23 protein-coding genes and 1 pseudogene are annotated in these 24,605 nt (G+C 72.1%); 22 read left to right on the top strand and 2 right to left on the bottom strand.

What is annotated here, in order from left to right:
- The first annotated feature begins 67 nt into the window (after window positions 1-67).
- Window positions 68-1,486 carry a sugar porter family MFS transporter gene (locus CNQ36_RS28220; RefSeq protein ID WP_004924868.1) on the top strand — a complete coding sequence of 473 codons (1,419 nt, stop codon included), beginning with the start codon at window positions 68-70 and terminating at the stop codon, window positions 1,484-1,486.
- A 196-nt stretch (window positions 1,487-1,682) separates the two neighbouring features.
- Window positions 1,683-2,885, top strand: a complete 1,203-nt coding sequence (ftsY, locus tag CNQ36_RS28225) for a signal recognition particle-docking protein FtsY (protein WP_121548046.1) — start codon at window positions 1,683-1,685, stop codon at window positions 2,883-2,885.
- A gap of 98 nt (window positions 2,886-2,983) precedes the next feature.
- On the opposite strand, the gene CNQ36_RS28230 is transcribed toward ftsY, so the two are convergent.
- On the bottom strand, window positions 2,984-3,649 hold the full coding sequence (locus CNQ36_RS28230; protein ID WP_121548047.1) for a bifunctional DNA primase/polymerase: 666 nt from the start codon (window positions 3,647-3,649) through the stop codon (window positions 2,984-2,986).
- Between the two features lie 446 nt (window positions 3,650-4,095).
- Between CNQ36_RS28230 and nsdA the strand changes: the two genes are divergently transcribed.
- From nsdA to ffh, 5 genes are all read left to right on the top strand, one after another.
- Window positions 4,096-5,592, top strand: a complete 1,497-nt coding sequence (gene nsdA / locus CNQ36_RS28235) for a transcriptional repressor NsdA (RefSeq protein ID WP_121548048.1) — start codon at window positions 4,096-4,098, stop codon at window positions 5,590-5,592.
- A gap of 348 nt (window positions 5,593-5,940) precedes the next feature.
- Window positions 5,941-7,281, top strand: coding sequence for an ammonium transporter (locus CNQ36_RS28240; RefSeq protein ID WP_121548049.1), 1,341 nt, complete (start codon window positions 5,941-5,943; stop codon window positions 7,279-7,281).
- Complete coding sequence (locus CNQ36_RS28245; protein ID WP_004924863.1) at window positions 7,278-7,616, top strand: P-II family nitrogen regulator; 339 nt, start codon at window positions 7,278-7,280, stop codon at window positions 7,614-7,616. Before CNQ36_RS28240 ends, CNQ36_RS28245 begins: the two co-directional genes overlap by 4 nt.
- A gap of 29 nt (window positions 7,617-7,645) precedes the next feature.
- Window positions 7,646-10,087 (top strand): [protein-PII] uridylyltransferase, encoded by a 2,442-nt coding sequence (locus tag CNQ36_RS28250; RefSeq protein WP_121548050.1) that lies wholly within the window; start codon window positions 7,646-7,648, stop codon window positions 10,085-10,087.
- A gap of 83 nt (window positions 10,088-10,170) precedes the next feature.
- A complete protein-coding gene (ffh, locus tag CNQ36_RS28255) occupies window positions 10,171-11,721 on the top strand; it encodes a signal recognition particle protein (RefSeq protein WP_040906061.1) in 1,551 nt (516 codons plus the stop codon).
- Window positions 11,722-11,805: 84 nt separating this feature from the next.
- Here the strand turns inward: ffh and CNQ36_RS28260 are convergent, their stop codons facing one another.
- Window positions 11,806-12,663 (bottom strand): methyltransferase domain-containing protein, encoded by an 858-nt coding sequence (locus CNQ36_RS28260; RefSeq protein ID WP_121548051.1) that lies wholly within the window; start codon window positions 12,661-12,663, stop codon window positions 11,806-11,808.
- 509 nt (window positions 12,664-13,172) lie between these two features.
- On the opposite strand from CNQ36_RS28260, the gene CNQ36_RS28265 reads away from it, so the two are divergent.
- The 15 genes and pseudogenes from CNQ36_RS28265 (at window position 13,173) to dprA (ending at window position 24,510) form a co-directional block, all read left to right on the top strand.
- Complete coding sequence (locus CNQ36_RS28265; protein WP_004924857.1) at window positions 13,173-13,772, top strand: hypothetical protein; 600 nt, start codon at window positions 13,173-13,175, stop codon at window positions 13,770-13,772.
- Between the two features lie 298 nt (window positions 13,773-14,070).
- Window positions 14,071-14,490: a 30S ribosomal protein S16 gene (gene rpsP, locus CNQ36_RS28270; protein WP_004924855.1), complete on the top strand. Its 420-nt coding sequence runs from the start codon at window positions 14,071-14,073 to the stop codon at window positions 14,488-14,490.
- A gap of 2 nt (window positions 14,491-14,492) precedes the next feature.
- Entirely contained in the window at window positions 14,493-14,732 is a 240-nt protein-coding gene (locus CNQ36_RS28275; protein ID WP_004924853.1) for an RNA-binding protein, read from the top strand.
- A 97-nt stretch (window positions 14,733-14,829) separates the two neighbouring features.
- Window positions 14,830-15,405 carry a ribosome maturation factor RimM gene (rimM, locus tag CNQ36_RS28280; protein ID WP_121548052.1) on the top strand — a complete coding sequence of 192 codons (576 nt, stop codon included), beginning with the start codon at window positions 14,830-14,832 and terminating at the stop codon, window positions 15,403-15,405.
- The gene (trmD, locus tag CNQ36_RS28285) at window positions 15,405-16,238 is read left to right on the top strand and encodes a tRNA (guanosine(37)-N1)-methyltransferase TrmD (RefSeq protein WP_121548053.1); all 834 of its coding nucleotides are present in this window, start codon (window positions 15,405-15,407) and stop codon (window positions 16,236-16,238) included. Before rimM ends, trmD begins: the two co-directional genes overlap by 1 nt.
- Before the next feature lie 135 nt (window positions 16,239-16,373).
- Window positions 16,374-16,724 (top strand): 50S ribosomal protein L19, encoded by a 351-nt coding sequence (rplS, locus tag CNQ36_RS28290; RefSeq protein WP_004924850.1) that lies wholly within the window; start codon window positions 16,374-16,376, stop codon window positions 16,722-16,724.
- Between the two features lie 45 nt (window positions 16,725-16,769).
- A complete protein-coding gene (gene lepB / locus CNQ36_RS28295; protein ID WP_121548054.1) occupies window positions 16,770-17,501 on the top strand; it encodes a signal peptidase I in 732 nt (243 codons plus the stop codon).
- Window positions 17,494-18,582 (top strand): annotated as a pseudogene (gene lepB / locus CNQ36_RS28300) (signal peptidase I); the annotation flags it as partial. The gene lepB (CNQ36_RS28295) and the pseudogene lepB (CNQ36_RS28300), both read left to right, overlap by 8 nt.
- On the top strand, window positions 18,473-19,456 hold the full coding sequence (gene lepB, locus CNQ36_RS28305; protein WP_228313095.1) for a signal peptidase I: 984 nt from the start codon (window positions 18,473-18,475) through the stop codon (window positions 19,454-19,456). The pseudogene lepB (CNQ36_RS28300) and the gene lepB (CNQ36_RS28305), both read left to right, overlap by 110 nt.
- Before the next feature lie 74 nt (window positions 19,457-19,530).
- The gene (lepB, locus tag CNQ36_RS28310) at window positions 19,531-20,307 is read left to right on the top strand and encodes a signal peptidase I (protein WP_121548055.1); all 777 of its coding nucleotides are present in this window, start codon (window positions 19,531-19,533) and stop codon (window positions 20,305-20,307) included.
- Entirely contained in the window at window positions 20,297-20,824 is a 528-nt protein-coding gene (locus CNQ36_RS28315; protein WP_121548056.1) for an NUDIX hydrolase, read from the top strand. Before lepB (CNQ36_RS28310) ends, CNQ36_RS28315 begins: the two co-directional genes overlap by 11 nt.
- A gap of 53 nt (window positions 20,825-20,877) precedes the next feature.
- A complete protein-coding gene (locus CNQ36_RS28320) occupies window positions 20,878-21,186 on the top strand; it encodes a DUF2469 domain-containing protein (protein ID WP_004924843.1) in 309 nt (102 codons plus the stop codon).
- A 147-nt stretch (window positions 21,187-21,333) separates the two neighbouring features.
- Window positions 21,334-21,735, top strand: coding sequence for a YraN family protein (locus tag CNQ36_RS28325; protein ID WP_121548624.1), 402 nt, complete (start codon window positions 21,334-21,336; stop codon window positions 21,733-21,735).
- A gap of 1 nt (window position 21,736) precedes the next feature.
- A complete protein-coding gene (locus tag CNQ36_RS28330) occupies window positions 21,737-23,353 on the top strand; it encodes a YifB family Mg chelatase-like AAA ATPase (RefSeq protein WP_121548057.1) in 1,617 nt (538 codons plus the stop codon).
- A complete protein-coding gene (dprA, locus tag CNQ36_RS28335; RefSeq protein ID WP_121548058.1) occupies window positions 23,350-24,510 on the top strand; it encodes a DNA-processing protein DprA in 1,161 nt (386 codons plus the stop codon). Before CNQ36_RS28330 ends, dprA begins: the two co-directional genes overlap by 4 nt.
- Window positions 24,511-24,605: the final 95 nt, after the last annotated feature.

Here is a 24,605-nt window from a genome sequence, read left to right on the forward strand (position 1 = left end):
ACCTTCCGCTGGACCTCGAAGGGCTGACCCCCATCCGGCGATGTTGCCGGTGGCCCGAGGAGTACACGTGACCAGCACACCGCAGGCACAGAAGTCAGGAGCCGGGACGGCTCACCCCGAACATCTCGGGCACGTCATCTTCATCGCGGCCGCGGCCGCGATGGGCGGTTTCCTCTTCGGCTACGACAGCTCCGTGATCAACGGCGCCGTCGAGGCCATCCGTGACCGCTACGACATCGGCTCCGCCGCGCTCGCGCAGGTCATCGCCATCGCCCTGATCGGCTGCGCCATCGGCGCCGCGACCGCCGGCCGGATAGCCGACCGCATCGGCCGCATCCGGTGCATGCAGATCGCCGCTGCCCTGTTCACCGTCAGCGCCGTCGGCTCCGCGCTGCCCTTCGCGCTGTGGGACCTCGCCTTCTGGCGGGTCGTGGGCGGCTTCGCCATCGGCATGGCCTCCGTCATCGGCCCGGCCTACATCGCCGAGGTCGCCCCGCCCGCCTACCGCGGCCGGCTCGGCTCCTTCCAGCAGGCCGCGATCGTGGTCGGCATCGCCGTGTCCCAGCTGGTCAACTGGGGCATCCTGAACGCCGCCGACGGCGACCAGCGCGGTGAGCTGATGGGCCTGGAGGCCTGGCAGGTCATGCTCGGCGTCATGGTCGTCCCCGCCGTCCTCTACGGCCTGCTCTCCTTCGCCATCCCCGAGTCCCCCCGCTACCTGATCTCCGTCGGCAAGCGCGAGCGCGCCCGGCAGATCCTCGAAGAGGTCGAGGGCACGGAGACCGACCTGGACGCCCGCGTCACCGAGATCGAGTCGGCGATGCACCGCGAGGAGAAGTCCGCCTTCAAGGACCTGCTCGGCGGCAGCTTCTTCTTCAAGCCGATCGTCTGGATCGGCATCGGCCTGTCGGTGTTCCAGCAGTTCGTCGGCATCAACGTCGCGTTCTACTACTCCTCGACCCTGTGGCAGTCGGTCGGCGTCGACCCGACGGACTCGTTCTTCTACTCCTTCACCACGTCGATCATCAACATCGTCGGCACCGTCATCGCGATGATCTTCGTCGACCGCATCGGCCGCAGGCCGCTCGCGATCATCGGCTCCGTCGGCATGGTGATCGGCCTCGCGCTGGAGGCCTGGGCGTTCTCCTTCGACCTCGTCGACGGGCAGCTGCCCGCCACCCAGGGCTGGGTCGCCCTGATCGCCGCCCATGTCTTCGTCCTCTTCTTCGCCCTCTCGTGGGGTGTCGTCGTCTGGGTCATGCTCGGCGAGATGTTCCCCAACCGGATCCGCGCCGCCGCCCTCGGCGTCGCCGCCGCCGCGCAGTGGATCGCCAACTGGGCCATCACCGCGAGCTTCCCCTCGCTGGCCGACTGGAACCTGTCGGTCACCTACGTGATCTACACGGTCTTCGCCGCGCTCTCCATCCCGTTCGTCCTGAAGTTCGTGAAGGAGACCAAGGGCAAGTCGCTCGAGGAGATGGGCTGAGCGAGGGCCCTCCGAACCCGGGGAGAGGGGTGCGAGTCCCCGCCGCCCTTCTCCCCGTGTCCGCACCGCCGCCCCGGTCCGGGTCCGCCCGTACCGGGGCGGCGGTGCGTCCCGTGCCGGGGACCGGAGGCCGCGCGGCACGGCACGGGCCGGCATCGGCCCGGCCCGGGGACCCATGGCCGATACTGGGGCTGTTATGGACATCGTCATCCTTGCTGTAGTCATCGCCGTGGTCGTGCTCGGCGCGCTCGGCGGGCTCATCGTCGGCAGCCGGCGCAAGAAGCAGCTGCCCCCGCCACCGCCCGCCGCGCCCGACATCACCGCCCCTCCGGCCGAGCCGCACGTCGGCGAAGAGGCCGAGACGCCGCGGGAGGAACCGCGGCGCACCATCGAGGAGGTTGATCTTCCGGCGGGCGCCGGTCCCGTCGTCATCGAGGAACCGCCCGCCGCCGAGGCTCCCGAGATCGAGATCCCGGAGCCCACCGCCGGCCGGCTGGTCCGGCTGCGCGCCCGTCTCTCCCGCTCGCAGAACGCCCTGGGCAAGGGCCTGCTCACCCTGCTGTCCCGCGAGCACCTCGACGAGGACACCTGGGAGGAGGTCGAGGACACCCTGCTCACCGCCGACGTCGGTGTGCAGCCCACCCAGGAGCTGGTCGACCGGCTGCGCGAGCGCGTGAAGGTGCTCGGCACCCGCACCCCCGCGGAACTGCGCGTACTGCTCCGTGAGGAGCTGATCACGCTGGTCGGTCCCGAGATGGACCGCACCGTGCACACCGAGAACGCGGCCGGCGGCCCCGGCGTCGTGATGGTCGTCGGCGTCAACGGCACCGGCAAGACCACCACCACCGGCAAGCTCGCCCGCGTCCTGGTGGCCGACGGCAACACCGTCGTGCTCGGCGCGGCCGACACGTTCCGCGCCGCCGCCGCCGACCAGCTGCAGACCTGGGGCGAGCGGGTCGGCGCCCACACCGTGCGCGGTCCGGAGGCCGGTGACCCCGCCTCCGTCGCGTTCGACGCGGTGAAGGAGGGCAAGGAGATGGCCGCCGACGCGGTGCTCATCGACACCGCGGGCCGGTTGCACACCAAGACCGGGCTCATGGACGAGCTCGGCAAGGTCAAGCGGGTCGTGGAGAAGCAGGCCCCGCTGGACGAGGTGCTGCTCGTGCTCGACGCCACCACCGGCCAGAACGGTCTGGTGCAGGCCCGGGTCTTCGCCGAGGTCGTCGACATCACCGGCATCGTGCTCACCAAGCTGGACGGCACCGCCAAGGGCGGCATCGTGGTCGCCGTGCAGCGCGAGCTGGGCGTGCCGGTCAAGCTGATCGGGCTCGGCGAGGGCCCGGACGACCTGGCGCCGTTCGAGCCGGAGGCCTTCGTGGACGCGCTCATCGGGGAGTGACCCCCGGCGCCCGGGAACGACCCGGCAGACGCGAGGAAGCGCCCGCCCCCGCCAGGGGGACGGGCGCTTCGCCGTGTACGGAGTCCGTGCGGTGAGGGCTATGCGCCGGAGCGGTGCGCCACGTACGCGAGGGTGCCCAGCAGCAGGCGGGCCTCGGGCGGCCGTGCGGCCGAGTCCAGGGCGGGGGAGCGCAGCCAGCGCACCGGGCCGAGGCCGCCCCGGTCGGACGGCGGCGCCGTGATGTGCGCGCCCGGTCCGAGGCCGCGCAGGTCCAGCGCTCCGGGGTCGTCCCAGCCCATCCGGTAGAGCAGGTCGGGCAGCGCGGTGGCGGCGCCGGGGGCGACGAGGAACTGGGCCCGGCCGTCCGGGGTGGCGGCTACCGGGCCGACCGGCAGGCCCATGCGCTCCAGCCGGGCCAGCGCGTGACGGCCGGCGGATTCGGCGACCTCGATCACGTCGAACGCCCGCCCGACCGGCAGCATCATCGAGGCCCCCGGGAACGCCGACCAGACCTCGGTCACCTCGTCCAGCGGGGTCCCGGCGCGGATCACCGGGGCCAGGTCCAGCGGATGGGCGCCCGGCGCCCGGCAGCGGGCGCGGCCGCAGGAGCAGTCGCCGGCGGCGGCCCGGACGCCCGGCACCACGTCCCACCCCCAGAGCCCGGTGTACTCCGCCACGGCGGTCCCGTCCGACGGGCGGATCCTGCGCCGCGAGCCGGACCGGATGTCGCGGATGCCCCGGCTGATGCCGATCGTGAAGCCCATGCCCCCTCCAACGGGTCCGGCGTACCGGTGGTTACGTAGCGAACGCGGTCTGTGACTCTCTGTTTCGGGCTTCCCGGTGTCGCTCCGCCGAACCGGCGCTCCGAAGCGCGCGGGGTGGTGCGTCCCGAGGCGTGCGCCCCTGGGTGCATCGCTGCTTCCACTTTTGGCTGTGCAGTGTCAAGTGAATCGCGGGATGGCAACCGTGAGTTCATTCGAAGGGGTGGCGAATGGTGGCGATTGCGGTTCCGCCATGGTGAGACGGGTGATCGTAGGGTTACGTTGTGTGCACGGCTTCTTGGGGCACATGCACTCGTGGGTATGCCGGAGGCAACTCGGCTTTCCGTTCCAAGGGTGACAACCCTCGGACGGACGGCCCCGACGACCGGCATTCTGATAGGGCTTGGCGCACTCGGCGACAAGTGGTCTTCAGGGATGGGGGCGTTCCAGTGAGCGGCAATGGTGGTGGCGGGGCGACCCCTGCGAGTGCGGAGAAGCGCCCGAACGAGCTGCTCGCTTCGTGGTTCGTCCGCAGTGGCTGGTCCAAGGGCGAGCTCGCCCGGCAAGTCAACCGCCGGGCACGCCAGTTGGGCGCCAACCACATCTCCACCGACACCTCGCGGGTGCGCCGCTGGCTGGACGGCGAGAACCCCCGGGAGCCGATCCCCAGAATCCTGTCCGAACTCTTCTCCGAGCGCTTCGGCGTCGTCGTCTCCGTGGAGGACCTGGGACTGCGCAGCACCCGCCCGGCCCCCTCCGCGACCGGCGTCGACCTCCCCTGGACCGGCCCGCAGACCGTCGCCCTGCTAAGTGAGTTCTCGCGCAGCGACCTGATGCTGGCGCGGCGCGGCTTCCTCGGGAGCTCGCTGGCCCTCTCCGCGGGCCCGTCCCTCATCGAGCCCATGCAGCGCTGGCTCGTCCCCACCCCGTCCGCCCCGCTGACCAGGCCCGAGGCCGAGCCGGCGTCCTCCTCGGCGCGCGCCCGCGGCCGGCTGTCCAAGCCGGAGCTGGACCTGCTGGAAGCCACCACCGTGATGTTCCGGCAGTGGGACGCCCAGTGCGGCGGCGGACTGCGCCGCAAGGCCGTCGTCGGGCAGCTGCACGAGGTGACCGACCTGCTCCAGGAGCCCCAGCCCGAGGCCACCACCCGACGGCTCTTCAAGGTCGCCGCCGAGCTCGCCGAGCTCGCCGGCTGGATGTCGTACGACGTCGGGCTCCAGCCCACCGCGCAGAAGTACTTCGTGCTCGCCCTGCACTCCGCCAAGGAGGCCGGCGACCGTCCGCTCGGCTCGTACGTGCTGTCCAGCATGAGCCGGCAGATGATCCACCTCGGCCGGCCCGAGGACGCCCTGGAGCTGATCCACCTCGCGCAGTACGGCAGCCGGGACTGCGCGAGCCCGCGCACCCAGTCCATGCTGTATGCGATGGAGGCCCGGGCCTACGCCAACATGGGCCAGCCCGGCCGCTGCAAGCGGGCCGTGCGGATGGCCGAGGACACCTTCGCCGAGGCCGGCGAGTGGGACGAGCCGGACCCCGACTGGATCCGCTTCTTCTCCGAGGCCGAGCTGTACGCGGAGAACTCCCACTCCTACCGCGACCTCGCCTACGTCGCCGGCCGCAGCCCCACCTACGCGTCGCTCGCCGAGCCTCTGATGCGGCGCGCCGTGCAGCTCTTCGGCCAGGAGGGCGGAGAGCACCAGCGCTCCTACGCCCTCAACCTGATCGGCATGGCCACGGTCCACCTCCTCCAGCGCGAGCCCGAGCAGAGCGCCGTTCTCGCCACCGACGCCATCAAGGCGGCCAAGAAGGTCCGTTCCGAGCGCGTCAACACTCGTATCCGAAAGACCGTCGACACGGCCGTACGCGACTTCGGGGACCTCGCCGAAGTCGTCGCGCTCACCGAGCGGCTCGCCATCGAGCTGCCCGAGGGCGCGGACGCGGTCTGACCCACCCGAGGTACCGCAAGGCCCCGGCCGCGGCCGGCCCTCCCGAACTGCCCGACTCGGCTCCCCCATGCCAGGTCATTCGGAGGCCGGTCGCGGCCGGTCGTGTGTCTCCCCGGCCACGGCTCACCGCCGTACCCCGAAGGTTGCGCCACGATAACGATCGCCGCGCCCCGGATCCGGCAGTTCATCGACCCGTAACACGCCCGGTGCCTTCGTCACGGCGGCGAAACAGCGAGGGGCTTCCACCGAAACGGCGCTGCGCGACTCTCGTGGCGCATAACCGGCCCACCCCTCAATCCGCCCAAGGCTTCGCCCGCACGGGGCCGTACCAACGACGAGGAGACGCCGATGGCACCAGCCATCACCCTGGCCGCAGACGCGCCCACGCTGTCCGCCGCCAACACAGGGTTCATGCTCATCTGTTCCGCCCTGGTGATGCTCATGACCCCGGGCCTGGCCTTCTTCTACGGAGGCATGGTCCGCGTCAAGAGCACCCTCAACATGCTGATGATGAGCTTCATCAGCCTCGGCATCGTCACCGTCCTGTGGGTGCTGTACGGCTTCTCCATGGCGTTCGGCACCGACTCCGGCAGCGTCATCGGCTGGAACTCCGACTGGGTCGGGCTGAGCAACATCGGACTGACGGAACTGTGGGACGGCTACACCATCCCGGTCTTCGTCTTCCTGGTCTTCCAGCTGATGTTCGCCGTCCTCACGCCCGCGCTGATCAGCGGCGCCCTCGCGGACCGGGTGAAGTTCACCGCCTGGGCCCTGTTCATCGCGCTGTGGGCCACGGTCGTCTACTTCCCGGTCGCCCACTGGGTCTGGGGCTCCGGCGGCTGGGCCTTCGAGCTCGGCGTCATCGACTTCGCCGGCGGTACGGCCGTCCACATCAACGCGGGCGCCGCGGCGCTCGGCGTGATCCTGGTGATCGGCAAGCGCGTCGGCTTCAAGAAGGACCCGATGCGCCCGCACAGCCTCCCGCTGGTCATGCTCGGCGCGGCCCTGCTGTGGTTCGGCTGGTTCGGCTTCAACGCCGGCTCCTGGCTCGGCAACGACGACGGCGTCGGCGCGCTGATGTTCGTCAACACCCAGGTCGCCACCGCCGCCGCGGTCCTCGGCTGGCTCGCCTACGAGAAGATCCGCCACGGCGCGTTCACCACGCTCGGCGCCGCCTCCGGCGCGGTCTCCGGCCTGGTCGCGATCACCCCGGCGGGCGGCGCGGTCTCCCCGCTCGGCGCGATCGCCGTCGGCGCCGTCGCGGGTGTGCTGTGCGCCATGGCCGTCGGCCTGAAGTACCGGTTCAACTACGACGACTCCCTCGACGTCGTCGGCGTCCACCTCGTCGGCGGCATCCTCGGCTCTCTCCTCATCGGCTTCTTCGCCACCGGCAAGGGCCAGTCCGACGTCGAGGGCCTCTTCTACGGCGGCGGCCTGGACCAGTTCTGGAAGCAGTGCGCCGGTGTCTTCGGCGTCCTCGCCTACTCCCTGGTCGTCTCCGCGGTGCTCGCCCTCCTCCTCGACAAGACCATCGGTATGCGAGTCTCCGAGGACGACGAGGTGGCCGGCATCGACCAGGCCGAGCACGCCGAGACCGCATACGACTTCAGCGGCGCCGGCGGTGGCGCGGCCCGCACCGCCGCCGGTGCTCCCGTCGCCCCGGCCGAGAGCAAGAAGGTGGACGCATGAAGCTCATCACCGCCGTCGTGAAGCCGCACCGGCTCGACGAGATCAAGGAGGCCCTGCAGGCCTTCGGCGTGCACGGTCTGACCGTCACCGAGGCCAGCGGATACGGCCGCCAGCGCGGCCACACCGAGGTCTACCGCGGCGCCGAGTACACCGTGGACCTGGTGCCCAAGATCCGCATCGAGGTGCTGGTCGAGGACGACGACGCCGAACAGCTGATCGACGTCGTGGTCAAGGCGGCCCGCACCGGCAAGATCGGCGACGGCAAGGTCTGGTCGGTACCCGTCGAGACGGCCGTACGGGTGCGGACCGGCGAGCGCGGCCCGGACGCGCTCTGACCACGGGCGAACGGAACAGGAGTCGCTGGGTGACGGGGACGGACATGCGCAACGAGGCAGAGGACTCGGGACCCAGCGGCTACGCGGCGGCCCGGCTGCACCTTCTCACCGAGGAGGCGCGGTCCGGGCCGCCGCGCCGTGCCGCCCTGGCGGACCTCACCGACGACTGGCTCGCCGGGCTCTTCGCGGCCGGCGCCGGGGGGGCGCGCGGGGTGTCCCTGGTCGCCGTGGGCGGCTACGGACGCGCGGAGCTCTCCCCACGCAGCGACCTCGACCTGCTCCTGCTGCACGACGGCGGCGACCCCGAGGCGGTCGCCGCGCTCGCCGACCGCCTCTGGTACCCCGTCTGGGACCTGGGCCTCGACCTCGACCACTCCGTGCGCACCCCGGCCGAGGCCCGCAGGACCGCGGGCCAGGACCTCAAGGTGCAGCTCGGACTGCTGGACGCCCGGCACCTGGCCGGCGACCTCGGCCTCACCACGTCACTGCGCACGACGGTGCTCGCCGACTGGCGCAACCAGGCGCCGAAGCGGCTCCCCGCCCTGCGCGAGCTGTGCGAGGAACGCGCTGAACGCCAGGGCGAGCTGCAGTACCTCCTGGAACCCGACCTGAAGGAGGCCCACGGCGGACTGCGCGACGCCACCGCGCTGCGCGCCGTCGCCGCCTCCTGGCTGGCCGACGCCCCGCGCGAGGGCCTCGCCGACGCCCGCAGACGCCTCCTAGACGTGCGGGACGCCCTGCATCTGACCACGGGGCGTGCCACCGACCGGCTCGCCCTGCAGGAGCAGGACCAGGTCGCGGCCGAGCTGGGCATGCTCGACGCGGACGTGCTGCTGCGCCAGGTCTACGAGGCCGCGCGCGTCATCGCCTACGCCGGCGACGTCACCTGGCGCGAGGTGGGACGCGTACTGCGCTCGCGCGCCGTACGGCCCCGGCTGCGCGCCATGCTGGGCGGCGGGAAACCGGCCCCCGAGCGCTCCCCGCTGGCCGAAGGGGTCGTGGAGCAGGACGGCGAGGTGGTGCTCGCCCGCGCCGCGCGCCCCGAACGCGACCCCGTGCTCCCGCTGCGCGCCGCGGCCGCCGCCGCCCAGGCGGGGCTCCCGCTCTCCCTGCACGCCGCACGGCGCATGGCGGCCACCGCGCGCCCCCTGTCCACGCCGTGGCCCGCCGAGGCGCGGGAGCAGCTGGTCACCCTGCTGGGCTCCGGCCGGCCCACGGTCCAGGTCTGGGAGGCGCTGGAGGCCGAGGGCCTGGTCAACAGCCTGCTCCCGGACTGGGAACGGGTCCGCTGCCGCCCCCAGCGCAACGCCGTGCATCTGTGGACCGTGGACCGGCACCTCATCGAGACCGCCGTCCGCGCCTCCGCGTTCACCCGGCGCGTGCACCGGCCCGACCTGCTGCTGGTCGCCGCGCTGCTGCACGACATCGGCAAGGGCTGGCCCGGCGACCACTCGGTGGCCGGCGAGGTCATCGCCAGGGACGTGGCCGCCCGCATCGGCTTCGACCGGCACGACGTCACGGTGATCGCCACCCTCGTACGCCACCACCTGCTGCTCGTCGAGACCGCCACCCGGCGCGACCTGGACGACCCGGCCACCGTGCGCGCGGTCGCCGACGCCGTCGGCACCCAGGGCACCCTCGAACTGCTGCACGCCCTCACCGAGGCCGACGCCCTCGCCACCGGCCCGGCCGCCTGGTCCTCGTGGCGCGCCTCGCTCGTCGCCGACCTGGCCGAACGGGTCCGTGCCGTGCTGTCCGGAGACGCCCCTGAGGGTCCCGAGGAGGCCACGCCCACCGCGGAACAGGAGCGCCTCGCGATCGAGGCCGTCGCCACCGGCGCGCCGGTGCTCTCCCTGCGGGCCCGGACCGAACCGTCCGCCGCGCCCTCCGACGACCCCGAGCCGTTGGGCGTGGAACTGCGCATCGCCGTCCCCGACCAGGAGGGCGTGCTGCCCGCGGTGGCCGGGGTGCTCGCCATGCACCGGCTGACCGTACGGACCGCCGAGCTGCGCGCGGTGGACCTCCCGGACGGTGTGGACGGCTCCGTGCTGCTGCTGGACTGGCGGGTCGCCGCCGAATACGGCTCCCTGCCCCAGGCCGCCCGGCTCCGCGCCGACCTGGTGCGCGCCCTCGACGGCAGCCTCGACATCGCCGCCCGCCTCGGTGAGCGGGACGCCGCCTACCCCCGGCGCCGGGGCGTGGTCGCGCCGCCGCCGCGGGTGACGGTCGCCCCGGCCGCCTCCCGGCACGCCACGGTGATCGAGGTCCGCGCGCAGGACGCGCCCGGCCTGCTGTTCCGTATCGGACGGGCCCTCGAGGACGCGGGCGTGCGGGTGCGGAGCGCGCACGTCAGCACGCTGGGCGCGAACGCCGTGGACGCCTTCTACGTCACCCAGGAGCAGGGGGTGCCGCTGCCGGGTGAGGAGGCGGTGGCGGTGGCCCGGAAGCTGGAGGAGACACTGCGTGGGTGAGGACACTCCGGTGTCCTGCCGCGCCGGGATACCCTGGAGGGCGATTCCCCAGCCTGTCTCCGACTCCGAGGACCGACGCCGCCGTGTTCGATACTCTCTCCGACCGCCTCAGCGCGACTTTCAAAAACCTCCGCGGAAAAGGCCGGCTGAGCGAAGCGGACATCGACGCCACGGCGCGTGAGATCCGCATCGCTCTGCTGGAAGCGGACGTGGCCCTGCCGGTCGTCCGCACGTTCATCAAGAACGTCAAGGAACGCGCGCTCGGCGCCGAGGTCTCCAAGGCGCTCAACCCCGCGCAGCAGGTCATCAAGGTCGTCAACGACGAACTGATCACCATCCTCGGCGGTGAGACCCGCCGGCTGCGCTTCGCCAAGCAGCCGCCCACCGTGATCATGCTCGCCGGTCTGCAGGGTGCCGGTAAGACCACCCTCGCCGGCAAGCTCGGCCGCTGGCTCAAGGAGCAGGGCCACTCGCCGGTGCTGGTCGCCGCCGACCTCCAGCGCCCGAACGCCGTCAACCAGCTGAGCGTCGTCGCCGAGCGCGCGGGCGTGGCCGTCTACGCACCCGAGCCGGGCAACGGCGTGGGCGACCCGGTGAAGGTCGCCAAGGACTCCATCGAGTTCGCGCGGACCAAGGTCCACGACATCGTGATCGTGGACACCGCCGGCCGCCTGGGCATCGACCAGGAGATGATGCAGCAGGCCGCGGACATCCGTGACGCCGTCTCCCCGGACGAGATCCTGTTCGTCGTCGACGCGATGATCGGTCAGGACGCGGTCAACACCGCCGAGGCCTTCCGCGACGGCGTCGGCTTCGACGGCGTGGTGCTCTCCAAGCTCGACGGTGACGCGCGCGGTGGCGCGGCCCTGTCGATCCGGCAGATCACCGGCAAGCCGATCATGTTCGCGTCCAACGGTGAGAAGCTCGACGACTTCGACGCCTTCCACCCGGACCGGATGGCCTCCCGCATCCTCGACATGGGTGACCTGCTCACCCTGATCGAGCAGGCGGAGAAGACGTTCAGCCAGGAAGAGGCCGAGAAAATGGCCTCCAAGCTGGCGTCGAAGAAGGGCCAGGACTTCACCCTGGACGACTTCCTGGCCCAGATGGAGCAGGTCCGGAAGATGGGCAGCATCTCGAAGCTGCTCGGCATGCTCCCGGGCATGGGCCAGATCAAGGACCAGATCAACAACCTCGACGAGCGGGACGTCGACCGCACCGCCGCGATCATCAAGTCCATGACCCCGGCCGAGCGCCAGGAGCCGACGATCATCAACGGCTCGCGCCGTGCCCGTATCGCCAAGGGTTCCGGTGTCGAGGTCAGCGCGGTGAAGGGCCTGGTCGAGCGGTTCTTCGAGGCCCGGAAGATGATGTCCCGCATGGCCCAGGGCGGCGGCATGCCGGGGATGCCCGGGATGCCGGGCATGGGCGGCGGCCCGGGCCGGCAGAAGAAGAAGCAGAAGCAGGCCAAGGGCAAGCAGCGCTCCGGCAACCCGATGAAGCGCAGGCAGCAGGAGCAGGAGGAGGCCGCGCGCCGCGCCGCCGCGGCGGAGGGCGGCAACGCCTTCGGGCTGCCGCAGCAGGGCGGCAAGGACTTCGAACTGCCCGACGAGTTCAAGAAGTTCATGGGCTGAGACCCCGCCGCTGTCCCGCTGGGGCGTCCCTCGTCAGGGGGCGCCCCAGCGGCGTTTCTCAGCGGCGTGTCCGAGTGGCGCGTCTCAGGGAACGCGCGCGACGAGGTAGCGGAACACGTTCGGCATCCACACGGTGCCGTCCCGCCGCTGGTGCGGATGCAGGGCCTCCGCCAGTTCCTTGTCCACCTGCACCTGGTCCGTGGCCGCGACCGCCGGGTCGAACAGCCCGGTCGACTCCAGGCCCCGTACCGCGCTGTCCACGTCGGCGTAGCCGAACGGGCACGCCACCCGCCCGGAGCCGTCCGGCCTCAGCCCCGCCCGCGCGGCGACCCGCTCCAGGTCGTCGCGGTCCGTGGGACGCCAGGCGCCCGCGCCGCGCAGCGGCTCCGCCAGCTTGGCGGCCACCCGGAGCACGGACGCCGTGGCGCACCGCTCCGGCGGGCCCCAGCCGGCCAGCACCACGGCCGCCCCGCGCCCGGCGAGCGGCACCGCGTCGGCGAGCAGCTCACCCAGCCCCTCCGCGTCGCCCGCGCGACAGCCGATCGGCTCGAACGCGGTCACCACGGTGTACGCGGGCGCGTCCGCGCGGGCGGCGTCCGCGGGGGAGCCGCGCACGATCCGGGTGTCCGCCGTCCCCGGGCGCGTGTCCCGCCCGTCGGGCAGCAGCCGCTCCCGGGCCAGGTCCAGCCGCTCGGCGGACGTGTCGACGCCGGTGACCGCGGCGCCGCGCGAGACCGCCATCAGCAGGGCCAGCCCGGAACCGCAGCCGAGGCCCAGCAGCCGTGTCGCGGGACCGACGTCCAGCCGCGCGTAGACCGCCTCGTAGAGCGGTACGAGCATGCGTTCCTGGATCTCGGACCAGTCACGCGCGCGTGCGCGCGGGTCCACTCGGGGGACGGCCCCCGCGCGAGGCAGGTGCTGCCGCACGAGCGTAGGTGTCATAGGTCAGCGCCCCAATCAGCCGACAGTTGCCGCAGTGCCTGAATCCCTGGCCCCCGTGCAGTGCGCCCGCACACCCCCCGTATGCCAGGAAACTCCGCACTCGACGTGTCGTCCAGTGGAATGCGACGGCGGCTTGGTACTCGCTCGTGCCAGTGGCAAGAATTCACCTCCCAGTAATGCCGGGTGCGGGGCGGTGCGCGGCGGCGGGGGAGGACCCGGTAACGTCACGTCCGTGGCGGGCCCGCGCGGCGGGACGCCCTGTTCCCCCGAGAGCGGCCGAAAGGCTCCTTGCGCTTCCGCGGACCTCGCCCGCACCGGCGCGCGCAGACCGCTTACGCGCGGGGCGTACGTCAGCCTACGCACCACCTTGAGGTGAGCTGCGAGGCTTCTCCGCAGATCAGCGCACCCGTACTCGTCAGTACGCATCAGCCGCAACTGACGGGTACGTGCAAATTATTTGAGATGCCCCGGAATCGGAACACAGAGGCACCCGGGCTCGTTGTCATTACGTGAGCACGACACAGACACCACCTGTTCTCGCCGCAGAGCTGGCACAGGCGTGGGCCGACATTCAGCGGTACCACCCCGAGCTGCCCGATCTTGCCGCGCCCGAGTCCCTGATCGGGGAGTCGTCGTCCGCGTGCGGGCACGAACTCTCCTTCGAACGGCTGCTTCACGAAGCAGTCCACGGCGTCGCCGCCGCGCGCGGCGTACGCGACACATCCCGCGCCGGCCGCTACCACAACCGCCGATTCCTGGCGATCGCCGAGGAGCTGGGCCTGGACCACCCCGAGGAGCCGCATCCCAGCAGCGGCTTCTCGCTGGTCACGCTCACCCCCGAGGCGAAGCGCCGCTACCGTCCCACGACGGAACGCCTGCAGCGCGCGCTGAAGGCCCACACCGCGGCGACCGCGGGCGACACCGCCCGCAGCTTCCGCGGCCCGGCCGCACGCCACGGCTCCTCCGGTGGCGGCGTCCGGGTCAAGGCCGTCTGCGACTGCGGCCGCAACGTCCGCGTCGTCCCGTCGGTCCTGGCCCAGGCCCCCATCGTCTGCGGCGGCTGCGGCAAGCCCTTCCAGATCCCGGAGGTAGTGGCCACGGCAAGCTGACCCCCGGCATCTCGTGGATGCCGGGGCCGGCTGTGATCCGTCCCCCAGCGGCACCTCGTGGCACCGAGTCGCGCCCGTGCGCGACTCGGTGCCGGGTGCCGCTCGGCCGTGCCCACGTGCCACACCCCGCGGAACCGCCGGGCCCGCGGGGTGTGGCACAATGGCTAGCTGTACTCGACAGTCGCACAGGACCCCTCTCTCCTCCGGCTGACGCGTCCATCGGGCACTCGGGTACCGCAACCCCACGCGGCAATTTCCGCCGTGCCCAACCACGTCAAATCCAGGAGAACCCACTCCCGTGGCAGTCAAGATCAAGCTGAAGCGTCTGGGCAAGATCCGTTCGCCTCACTACCGCATCGTCGTCGCCGACTCCCGTACCCGCCGTGACGGCCGGGCCATCGAGGAGATCGGCAAGTACCACCCGACGTACAACCCGTCGGTGATGGAGGTCGACGCCGAGCGCGTGGCGTACTGGCTCGGTGTCGGCGCGCAGCCGACCGAGCCCGTGCTCGCCATCCTGAAGAAGACCGGCGACTGGCAGAAGTTCAAGGGCGAGCCCGCCCCGGCTCCGCTGCTGCAGCCGGCCGAGAAGTCGGCCCGTCCGTCCTTCGAGGCGCTCGGCGGCGACGACGAGGGCAAGGGTGAGGCGATCACCCAGAAGAAGAAGGCTGAGAAGAAGGACGAGGCCGCCGCTGAGTCCGCTTCGACCGAGGCCTGAGCATGCTCGAGGAGGCTCTCGAGCACCTCGTGAAGGGCATCGTCGACAACCCTGACGATGTGCAGGTCGCCTCGCGCAATCTGCGCCGCGGGCGCGTGCTCGAGGTCCGGGTCCACCCGGACGACCTCGGCAAGGTGATCGGCCGCAACGGCCGTACCGCCCGCGCGTTGCGCACCGTCGTGGGCGCCATCGGCGGCCGCGGTATCCGCGTCGACCTCGTCGACGTGGACCACGTCCGCTGACGTTTCACCGCAACCGGCTCGGGCCGGGGAGGGCCCTACGGGTCGTCCCCGGCCCGTAGTCGTGGATGTCGCAGATCGATCAGGAGAAGCAAGCACCGTGCAGCTGGTAGTCGCTCGCATCGGCCGCGCCCACGGCATCAAGGGCGAGGTCACCGTGGAGGTCCGCACCGACGAGCCGGAGCTCAGGCTCGGGCCCGGTGCCGTCCTGACCACCGATCCGGCCTCCGCCGGGCCGCTCACCATCGAGACCGGCCGGGTCCACAGCGGCCGCCTGCTGCTGCGCTTCGAGGGCGTGCGCGACCGCAACGGGGCCGAGGCCCTGCGCAACACCCTCCTCATCGCCGACGTCGACCCCGACGAGCGGCCCGAGGACGAGGACGAGTACTACGACCACCAGCTGATCGACCTCGACGTCGTCACGAAGGACGGCGAGGAGGTCGGCCGGATCACCGAGATCTCGCACCTGCCCACCCAGGACCTCTTCGTGGTGGAGCGCCCCGACGGCAGCGAGGTGTACGTGCCGTTCGTCGAGGAGATCGTCACCGAGATCGACCTGGAGGAGCAGCGGGCCGTCATCGACCCGCCGCCGGGTCTGATCGACGACCGGGCGGAGACCGCCTCCGCACGGGACACCGCCGAGGACGAGCGCGGTGCCGCAGGGGACGAGGCCTGATGCGGCTCGACGTCGTCACGATCTTCCCCGAGTACCTGGAACCGCTGAACGTCTCCCTCGTCGGCAAGGCCCGCGCGCGCGGACAGCTGAACGTGCACGTGCACGACCTGCGCTCCTGGACCCACGACCGTCACCACACCGTCGACGACACCCCGTACGGCGGCGGCCCCGGCATGGTCATGAAGACCGAGCCGTGGGGGGACGCGCTGGACTCGGTCCTCGCGGACGGCTACGAGACCGGCTCCGGCGCACCGGCCCTGATCGTCCCCACCCCCAGCGGCCGTCCCTTCACCCAGGAACTGGCGGTCCATCTCTCCGCACGCCCCTGGCTGATCTTCACCCCGGCCCGCTACGAGGGCATCGACCGCCGTGTGATCGACGAGTACGCCACCCGGATGCCCGTGTACGAGGTGTCCATCGGCGACTACGTCCTGGCCGGCGGCGAGGCGGCCGTCCTCGTCGTCACCGAGGCCGTCGCCCGGCTGCTGCCCGGCGTCCTCGGCAACGCCGAGTCGCACCGCGACGACTCCTTCGCGCCCGGCGTCATGGCCAACCTGCTGGAAGGCCCCGTCTACACCAAGCCGCCGCGGTGGCGCGACCGGGAGATCCCGGACGTGCTGCTCAGCGGCCACCACGGGAAGATCGCCCGCTGGCGGCGCGACGAGGCGCTGCGGCGCACCACCGCCAGCCGGCCCGACCTGATCGAGCGCTGCGATCCCGGGGCCTTCGACAAGAAGGACCGCGAGATGCTGTCCATCCTGGGCTGGGAGCCCGACCCGGACGGGAAGCCGTACGGTCGATTTTGGCGCAGGACCGACGGCGTGGAAGAATAGGCCGCTGTTGTGTGCCGGTCCGGTGTGCGCCCCTGCCACAGGGGGAGAAGACGCCCGACCCGACCCGCACGGCTCTGAATCCGCACCTCTAGTTCCCGTTGATGACCTGTGGCATCAGCGAAGAAAGCAGACGAAATGTCTCACCTGCTCGACTCCGTCGACTCCGCGTCGCTGCGCAGCGACGTCCCCGCCTTCCGCCCCGGCGACACCGTCAACGTCCACGTGCGCGTCATCGAGGGCAACCGCTCCCGTGTGCAGCAGTTCAAGGGCGTGGTGATCCGTCGCCAGGGCGCCGGCGTGCGCGAGACCTTCACGGTCCGCAAGGTCTCCTTCTCCGTCGGCGTCGAGCGCACCTTCCCGGTGCACACCCCGATCGTGGAGAAGATCGAGCTCGTCACCAGGGGTGACGTCCGCCGCGCCAAGCTGTACTACCTGCGCGAGCTGCGCGGCAAGGCCGCGAAGATCAAGGAGAAGCGCGAGAACTGAGCGCTTTACCGGCGTCATATCGGGGCCGGATAACATCTGGCCCCGATGGACACCGAAGCACAGCCGACGGAGCGCGACCGCTCCCTCCCCCCGGCGGAACCCGAGAACACCTCGGGTTCCGCGGGTCCGGAGGGACGGTCGCGTTCCGCGTTGAAGCCACGCGTCACGCGGTGGCTCCCGGGCGGGCGCATTATTCTGACCCTGCTGCTCTGCCTTCTGTTCCTGCTGGCCCTGAACACGTTCGTGGCGCGGCCGTTCCAGATCCCCAGCGGATCGATGGAACAGGGATTGAGGGTCGGGGACCGCGTGCTCGTAAATAAGTTGGCGTACCCCTTCGGCGACGGGCCGCGCCGCGGCGACGTGATTGTGTTCGACGGCACCGGGTATTTCGGTGAGGCCGATTACATCAAGCGGGTCGTCGGGGTGGGCGGAGACCACGTGGTCTGCTGTGACGGGGAGGGGAGGATCCGGGTGAACGGCCGGTCGGTCGACGAGTCGGGCTTCCTGTTCCCCGGCGACAGCCCCTCCACGGTGAGGTTCGACGTCGTCGTGCCCGACGGACGCCTCTTCGTGCTCGGTGACCACCGCGGCGCCTCCAGCGACTCCCGCGACCACCTCGGCTCGCCCGGCGGCGGCATGATCCCCGTCGACCACGTCATCGGCCGCGCCGACGGGATCGTGTGGCCCTTCGGCCACGCCACCCGGCTGCACCGGCCCGACGCCTACGCGCGCGTGCCCGCCCCCGGGAAGGACACGGCGGAGGGCGGCCATGGGTAACCGCGGCAAACCGCGCGGCGTGCCGGACGACAGCGCGGAGAACCTGCTGCCCACCGGCTCCCGGCGCGCGGCCGTCCCGGCCCCCGGACGCAGCCGGGCCGAGCGGCGCAAGCTCCAGCGCAAGGTCAAGCGGCGCCGCAGGCGCAGCGCCGTCAAGGAGATCCCGCTCCTGGTGGGCGTCGCCGTGGTGATCGCGCTGGTGCTGAAGACGTTCCTGGTCCAGGCGTTCGTCATCCCGTCCGGCTCCATGGAGCAGACGATCCGGATCGGCGACCGGGTGCTGGTCGACAAGCTCACCCCGTGGTTCGGCTCCAGGCCGGAACGCGGTGACGTCGTGGTGTTCAAGGACCCCGGCGGCTGGCTCCAGGACGAGGGGACCGCGCCGAAGAAGGACGACCCCGTCGGGATCAAGCAGGTCAAGGAAGGGCTCACCTTCATCGGTCTGCTGCCGTCGGAGAACGACAAGGACCTCATCAAGCGGGTCGTCGGCGTCGGGGGCGACCGGGTCCAGTGCTGCGACAAGCAGGGCCGGGTCACCGTCAACGGCGTGCCGCTCGAGGAGGACTACCTCTACCCGGGCAACGCCCCGTCGCTGACCCCGTTCGACATCACCGTCCCCGAGGGGCGGCTGTGGGTGATGGGTGATCACCGGGCGAACTCCGCCGACTCCCGTTCCCACCAGGACACCGACTACGGCGGCACGGTCTCCGAGGACGAGGTGGTGGGCCGGGCCATGGTCATCGCCTGGCCGCTCGGCCACTGGAGCACGCTGGAGGAACCGACGGCGTACGCGTCCGTGTCGGACTCGGCGCCCGGGTCGACCGCTGCCGCCCCGCTGTCGCATAGGGTTGCCCCGGACGGTCCCAATGAGATGGTCCAGCTCCCGACCCCTGCGGAACTCCCGCTCGTTATGGGAGTAGTGGGCCTGCGTCGGGCATGGCGCGGGCGGCGGCAGAGAGTGAGGAGTTGGCGTGGGGGATGCGGCGGTTGGCGCACGGTCCGGGCGCGAGGGCGAGGAGCACCGCGGGCGTCCCGCGGAGACGGCCCCTCCCGCGGCGGACGAGACCGCGACCCCCGGGAAGCACTCCCCGGAGAGCGGCGGGGACGGACCCTCGGACGGTCAGCCCCCCACGGCGCGCGGAGGACCGGGTGGCGGCGGCGCCCCTGAGGCGAAGCAGCCCCGCTCCTTCTGGAAGGAACTGCCGATCCTGATCGGCATCGCCCTGGTGCTGGCGCTGCTGATCAAGACGTTCCTGGTGCAGGCGTTCTCGATCCCCTCCGACTCGATGCAGAACACCCTCCAGCAGGGTGACCGGGTGCTGGTCGACAAGCTCACCCCCTGGTTCGGCTCCGAGCCCGAGCGCGGCGAGGTCGTCGTCTTCCACGACCCCGACAACTGGCTGGCCGGGGAGCCGACGCCCAACCCGAACCCGCTGCAGAAGGTCCTCAGCTGGATCGGCCTGATGCCGTCCGCGGAGGAGAAGGACCTGATCAAGCGGGTCATCGGCGTCGGCGGCGACACGGTCGAGTGCAATGGCACCGGCCCGCTGAAGGTCAACGGCAAGACGCTGACCGAGTCGTACGTCTACCCCGGCAACACCCCGTGCAGCCAGGACGACCAGGGCGGCCAGTTCAAGGTCAAGGTGCCCGAGGGCCACATCTGGGTCATGGGCGACCACCGGCAGAACAGCCGGGACTCGCGGTACAACCAGGGCGACAAGAACCACGGCATGGTCCCGGTGGACAAGGTCGTCGGCCGTGCCGTCGTCATCGCCTGGCCGATCAACCGCTGGACCAACCTGCCCGTGCCTGACACCTTCGACCAGCCCGGTCTGTCCGCCGGGTCGCCGTCCGCCGCCGTGCTGACGGCGGCGCCCCAGGGACTCGCGCTCGCCGGCGCGGTGCCGCTGGTGCTCTGGCGGCGTCGGCGGTCCGGTGACGGCGGGGGCAGCTGACGGGGGAGGCTGCCGGCCCAGCGGGCCGCCGGGAGGGCTGACCCGGTCCGGTACTGCCGGGTAGGGTGCCGCCCATGAGTGGTCAGAGCACGACACGTACGGTCCCCGGCAGCAGCGGCCCGGGCGGCGCCCGGGCGGGCGGCCGGACCGGTCAGCGGCTGTCCGGACTGGCCGTGGCCCTGGGCATGGTGCTGTTCCTCGGCGGGTTCGCCTGGGGCGCGGTGCTGTACCTGCCGTACACCGTGCCCACCACGTCCATGGCGCCGACCATCGGTGCCGGTGACCGGGTGCTGGCCCAGCGCATCGACGGGGACGAGGTCCGCCGCGGCGACGTCGTCGTCTTCAAGGACGCGACCTGGTCGAACGTCCCCATGGTGAAGCGTGTGGTCGCCGTCGGCGGCGACACGGTCTCCTGCTGCCAGGACGGCAAGCTGGAGGTCAACGGCAAGGAGATCGACGAGCCCTATCTGCCCGAGGGCTCGGCGGCCGAGTTCGGCAACATCCCCGAGGTGGTCGTGCCGAAGGGGCGCCTCTTCCTGCTCGGTGACGAGCGCTCCGGATCGCTGGACTCCACCGCCCATCTGAGCGACGCCGCCAGCGGCACCGTCTCGCGCGGAGCGGTCCAGGCCCGGGTCGACGCCGTGGTCTGGCCGATGAACGGCATGCTGGAGGAGCCCGCCGGCTTCGAGGAGCTCGGCGCCCTCTCCTCGCCCGGCCCGCTCAGGACGGTCGCCGGGCTGGTGGTCGCCGGTGCCGTGCTCATCCTCGGTGGGGCCGCCTACGGTCCCCTCGCCAAGCGGGCGGGCGCGTTCCGGTCCCGTGCGAACGCCGGGACCGCCGGTGCCCGCTGAGCCCGTGCCGGCGGTGGAGGACTCCTACGAGGGCGGGCTGCGCAGGGTCGCCCGGGTCGTCCTGCTCGACCCGCGGGACCGCATCCTCCTGCTGCACGGCCACGAGCCGGACGACCCGGCGGACGACTGGTGGTTCACGCCCGGCGGCGGCGTGGAGGGCGACGAGACCCGGGAACAGGCCGCGCTGCGGGAACTCGTCGAGGAGACCGGCATCACCGAGGTCGAGCTCGGGCCCGTGCTGTGGCGGCGAAGGTGCTCCTTCCCGTTCGCCGGGCGCCGCTGGGACCAGGACGAGTGGTACTACCTCGCCCGCACCACCCAGACCGCGACCGCGGCCACGGCCCTGACCGAGCTGGAGCGCCGCAGCGTCGCCGGAGCGCGCTGGTGGACGTGTCCGGAACTCGCCGGGGCGCATGAGACGGTGTACCCGACCAGACTCGCCGGGCTGCTGCGCACACTGCTCGACGAAGGTCCCCCGGCCGCGCCCGTGATCCTGGACACCGAAATCGTCCGGTGACCCCCGGGACTGGCGCACAATGGTGGGATCGCACGGCTGAAGGGGAACATGCCATGAGCGCCGAGGACCTCGAGAAGTACGAGACCGAGATGGAGCTGAAGCTCTACCGGGAGTACCGCGATGTCGTCGGTCTGTTCAAATTCGTGATCGAAACCGAGCGGCGCTTCTATCTCACCAACGACTACGAGATGCAGGTGCACTCGGTCCAGGGTGAAGTGTTCTTCGAGGTGACGATGGCGGACGCCTGGGTGTGGGACATGTACCGGCCGGCCCGCTTCGTGAAGCAGGTGCGGGTGCTGACGTTCAAGGACGTGAACATCGAGGAGCTCAACAAGAGCGATCTCGAGCTGCCGGGCGGCTGAGACCGGGGCTGGGTCCGGGCGGCTGGGTGCGGTGCGGGCGGCGGGGTGCGGGCCTCCGGACGGGTGGCCGGTTCCCTCGGGTGAGTGAGGGAGTTGTCCACAGCCGCCGAGTTCCGCACCAAGATCCACTCGGGTGCGGCGGGATGCGTGACGGTGGGCGCCGGAGGTGGTGCCGACATGAACGCACAACGGGCACGCGGCGCGCTGGGCAGGTACGGCGAGACACTGGCCGCACGGCGGCTGACCGAGGCCGGCATGACGGTGCTGCAGCGCAACTGGCGCTGCGGCAGGACCGGCGAGATCGACATCGTCGCCAGGGACGGGGACGCCCTGGTCGTCTGCGAGGTGAAGACCCGCAGGGCGGGAGCCTTCCAGCACCCCATGGAGGCGGTCACGCCCGCCAAGGCGGACCGGCTGCGGGGGCTGGCGCAACACTGGCTCCAGGAACACGGCGGAGCACCGCCCGGCGGGGTCCGCATCGACCTGGTCGGGGTGCTCCTGCCGTCCCGCGGCGCACCCGTCGTCGAGCACGTCCGCGGGGTGGCCTGACATGGGATTCGCCCGTACGTGCGCGGTCACGCTGGTGGGCGTCGAGGGCGTCGTCGTGGAGGTCCAGGCCGACCTGGAGCCCGGGGTGGCGGCCTTCACGCTGGTGGGACTGCCGGACAAGAGCCTGACGGAGAGCCGGGACCGGGTCAGGGCCGCGGTGGTCAACTCCGGCGGCGAGTGGCCGCAGAAGAAGCTCACCGTGGGACTCAGCCCGGCGTCGGTGCCGAAGGCGGGCAGCGGGTTCGACATCGCGGTCGCCTGCGCGGTGCTCGGCGCCGCCGAGCGCATCGATCCGCGGGTGCTCGCCGACCTCGTCATGATCGGCGAACTGGGGCTGGACGGCAGGGTGCGGCCGGTGCGCGGCATCCTCCCGGCGGTACTGGCCGCGGCGGACGCGGGATACGAGCAGGTGGTGGTGCCGGAGTGCTCCGCCGCCGAGGCCTCACTGGTACCGGGCGTGTCCGTGCTGGGCATCCGCAGCCTGCGCCAGCTGATCGCCGTGCTCACCGACGAGCCCGTGCCCGAGGAGACCGAGGAGCCCCCGGGCCCCGAGCCGCTGCTGGCCGGACTGCGCGCCCCCGGCACCGGGGCGGACATCGGTATCCACGCCGTAGGGGCGCAGGACCACGGCCACGACCTCGCGGACGTCGTGGGCCAGCGGTCGGCGCGGACGGCGGTGGAGGTGGCCGCGGCGGGCGGACACCATCTCTTCCTCGAAGGCCCGCCCGGCGCCGGCAAAACCATGCTCGCGGAGCGCCTGCCGTCGATCCTGCCGCCGCTGGACCGGCAGGCCTCGCTCGAGGTGACGGCCGTGCACTCGGTGGCCGGACTGCTGCCCCCGGGCAAGCCCCTGATCGACACGGCCCCCTACTGCGCCCCGCACCACTCGGCCACCATGCAGGCACTCGTCGGCGGCGGCCCCGGTACGGCCCGGCCGGGAGCGGTCTCCCTCTCGCACCGCGGCGTGCTCTTCCTGGACGAGACCCCGGAGTTCAGCAGCCGGGCCCTGGACGCGCTGCGCCAGCCGCTGGAGGCCGGGCATGTGGTCATCGCGCGCAGCGCGGGCGTGGTGCGCTTCCCGGCGCGCTTCCTGATGGTGCTCGCCGCCAACCCGTGCCCCTGCGGACGCTTCTCGCAGACGAACGACCGGTGCGACTGCCCGCCCTCCGCGATCCGCCGCTACCAGGCCAGGCTGTCCGGGCCCCTGCTCGACCGGGTCGACCTGCGGGTCGAGGTGGACCGCGTCACGCGCACCGAACTGACGGCGGCCGGCGTCCCGGGCGAGACCACCGCCACCGTCGCCGACCGCGTGCGGGCGGCCCGGGACCGCGCGGCGACGCGGCTCACCGGCACCCCGTGGCGCAGCAACAGCGAGATCCCCGGACGGGAGCTGCGCAGCCGCTGGCGCGCCGCCCTCGGCGCCATGGACGACGCCGAGCGGAGCCTGGAGCGGGGTGTGCTCACCGCGCGGGGCCTCGACCGGGTGCTGCGGGTCGCCTGGACCGTCGCCGACCTGGCAGGCCACGACCGGCCCGACGCCACCGACGTCGCCCTCGCCCTGCAACTGCGCACCGGCGTACCGCGCGGCGTGCCCATGGCCATCGGGGCGGCGGTATGAGCGCCGCCGGCGGAACCGACGACGAGGTGCTCGGCCGGATCTTCCTCACCCGGGTCCTCGAACCGGGAGACGAGACCGGCGGACGGTGGGTGCGGGAACTGGGCTGGGCCGCGGTGGTCCGACGCCTGCGGGAACGGGGCGAGCCGCTGCCGGGGGTGAGCGCGAAGCGGTGGGCCGGGCTGCTCGCCAGGGCCGGGCGGGCCGAACCCCGCGGTGATCTCGCCGTCGCACGGGACACGGGGGTGCGGTTCGTCTGCCCGGGCACCGTGGAGTGGCCGGGGCAGCTCGACGACCTGGGCGACGCCCGGCCCCTCGGGCTGTGGGTGCGCGGTGGCGCGGACCTGCGGATGTGGGCGCTGCGCTCGGTCGCCGTCGTCGGCGCCCGCGCCTGCACCGAGTACGGCGCGCACATGGCCGCCACCCTCTCCGCCGGCCTCGCCGAAAGCGGCTGGGTCGTGGTCTCCGGCGGCGCCTACGGGGTCGACGGCGCCGCCCACCGCGGCGCCCTCGGCTCGGGCGGCGCCACCGTCGCCGTACTCGCCTGCGGAGTCGACCGGCCCTACCCGCGCGGGCACACCGGCCTGATCGGCAGGATCGCGGAACAGGGTCTGGTGGTCGGCGAGTTGCCGCCCGGCGAGCATCCGACGCCGAGCCGGTTCGTCCTCCGCAACCGGGTGATCGCCGCCCTCACCCGGGGCACCGTCGTCATCGAGGCCGCCCACCGCAGCGGCTCCCTGGTGACGGCCCGCGCGGCCCGGCGTCTGGGACGCCACACGATGGGTGTGCCCGGACCCGCCACCAGCGCGCTCTCCGCCGGGGTGCACGAACTGCTGCGCCAGGACGCGGTCCTTGTCACCGACGCCGCCGAGGTCGTCGAACTCGTCGGCGACATGGGCGAACTCGCGCCGGAGCGCAGAGGGCCGGTGCTGCCCCGGGACCTCCTCGACCCGGCCGGACAGCAGGTGCTCGCCGCGCTGCCGGCCCGCGGAACCGCCCGCCCGGAGGAGGTCGCGCTCGCCGCGCAGACCACCCCGGACGACGCGGTCGCGAGACTGTACGAACTGCGAGCACTTGGTTACGTCGAACGACACGACGACGGCTGGAAGTTGACGCGCCAGGCGATGATCTCGGTGCGGGACGGTTCCACGCATCGCTGACACAGCGTGTTCGGCCGTCCGGGGGAACCCCGACACCCCACGGAATTACGTCAGTTGGGCTACTCCTTCCCTCACACAGAGCAACCGTCGTGACC

It is taken from the genome of Streptomyces fungicidicus, assembly GCF_003665435.1.
Classification (GTDB): domain Bacteria; phylum Actinomycetota; class Actinomycetes; order Streptomycetales; family Streptomycetaceae; genus Streptomyces; species Streptomyces fungicidicus.

What these genes read in the sequence shown, in the direction of transcription:
- ftsY (WP_121548046.1), top strand. Translation starts at nt 1,683, where the DNA reads ATGGACATCGTCATCCTTGCTGTAGTCATCGCCGTGGTCGTGCTCGGC.
- CNQ36_RS28230 (WP_121548047.1), bottom strand. Translation starts at nt 3,649, where the DNA reads ATGGGCTTCACGATCGGCATCAGCCGGGGCATCCGCGACATCCGGTCC.
- CNQ36_RS28240 (WP_121548049.1), top strand. Translation starts at nt 5,941, where the DNA reads ATGGCACCAGCCATCACCCTGGCCGCAGACGCGCCCACGCTGTCCGCC.
- CNQ36_RS28245 (WP_004924863.1), top strand. Translation starts at nt 7,278, where the DNA reads ATGAAGCTCATCACCGCCGTCGTGAAGCCGCACCGGCTCGACGAGATC.
- CNQ36_RS28260 (WP_121548051.1), bottom strand. Translation starts at nt 12,663, where the DNA reads ATGACACCTACGCTCGTGCGGCAGCACCTGCCTCGCGCGGGGGCCGTC.
- CNQ36_RS28275 (WP_004924853.1), top strand. Translation starts at nt 14,493, where the DNA reads ATGCTCGAGGAGGCTCTCGAGCACCTCGTGAAGGGCATCGTCGACAAC.
- trmD (WP_121548053.1), top strand. Translation starts at nt 15,405, where the DNA reads ATGCGGCTCGACGTCGTCACGATCTTCCCCGAGTACCTGGAACCGCTG.
- rplS (WP_004924850.1), top strand. Translation starts at nt 16,374, where the DNA reads ATGTCTCACCTGCTCGACTCCGTCGACTCCGCGTCGCTGCGCAGCGAC.
- lepB (WP_121548054.1), top strand. Translation starts at nt 16,770, where the DNA reads ATGGACACCGAAGCACAGCCGACGGAGCGCGACCGCTCCCTCCCCCCG.
- lepB (WP_121548055.1), top strand. Translation starts at nt 19,531, where the DNA reads ATGAGTGGTCAGAGCACGACACGTACGGTCCCCGGCAGCAGCGGCCCG.
- CNQ36_RS28320 (WP_004924843.1), top strand. Translation starts at nt 20,878, where the DNA reads ATGAGCGCCGAGGACCTCGAGAAGTACGAGACCGAGATGGAGCTGAAG.
- CNQ36_RS28330 (WP_121548057.1), top strand. Translation starts at nt 21,737, where the DNA reads ATGGGATTCGCCCGTACGTGCGCGGTCACGCTGGTGGGCGTCGAGGGC.
- dprA (WP_121548058.1), top strand. Translation starts at nt 23,350, where the DNA reads ATGAGCGCCGCCGGCGGAACCGACGACGAGGTGCTCGGCCGGATCTTC.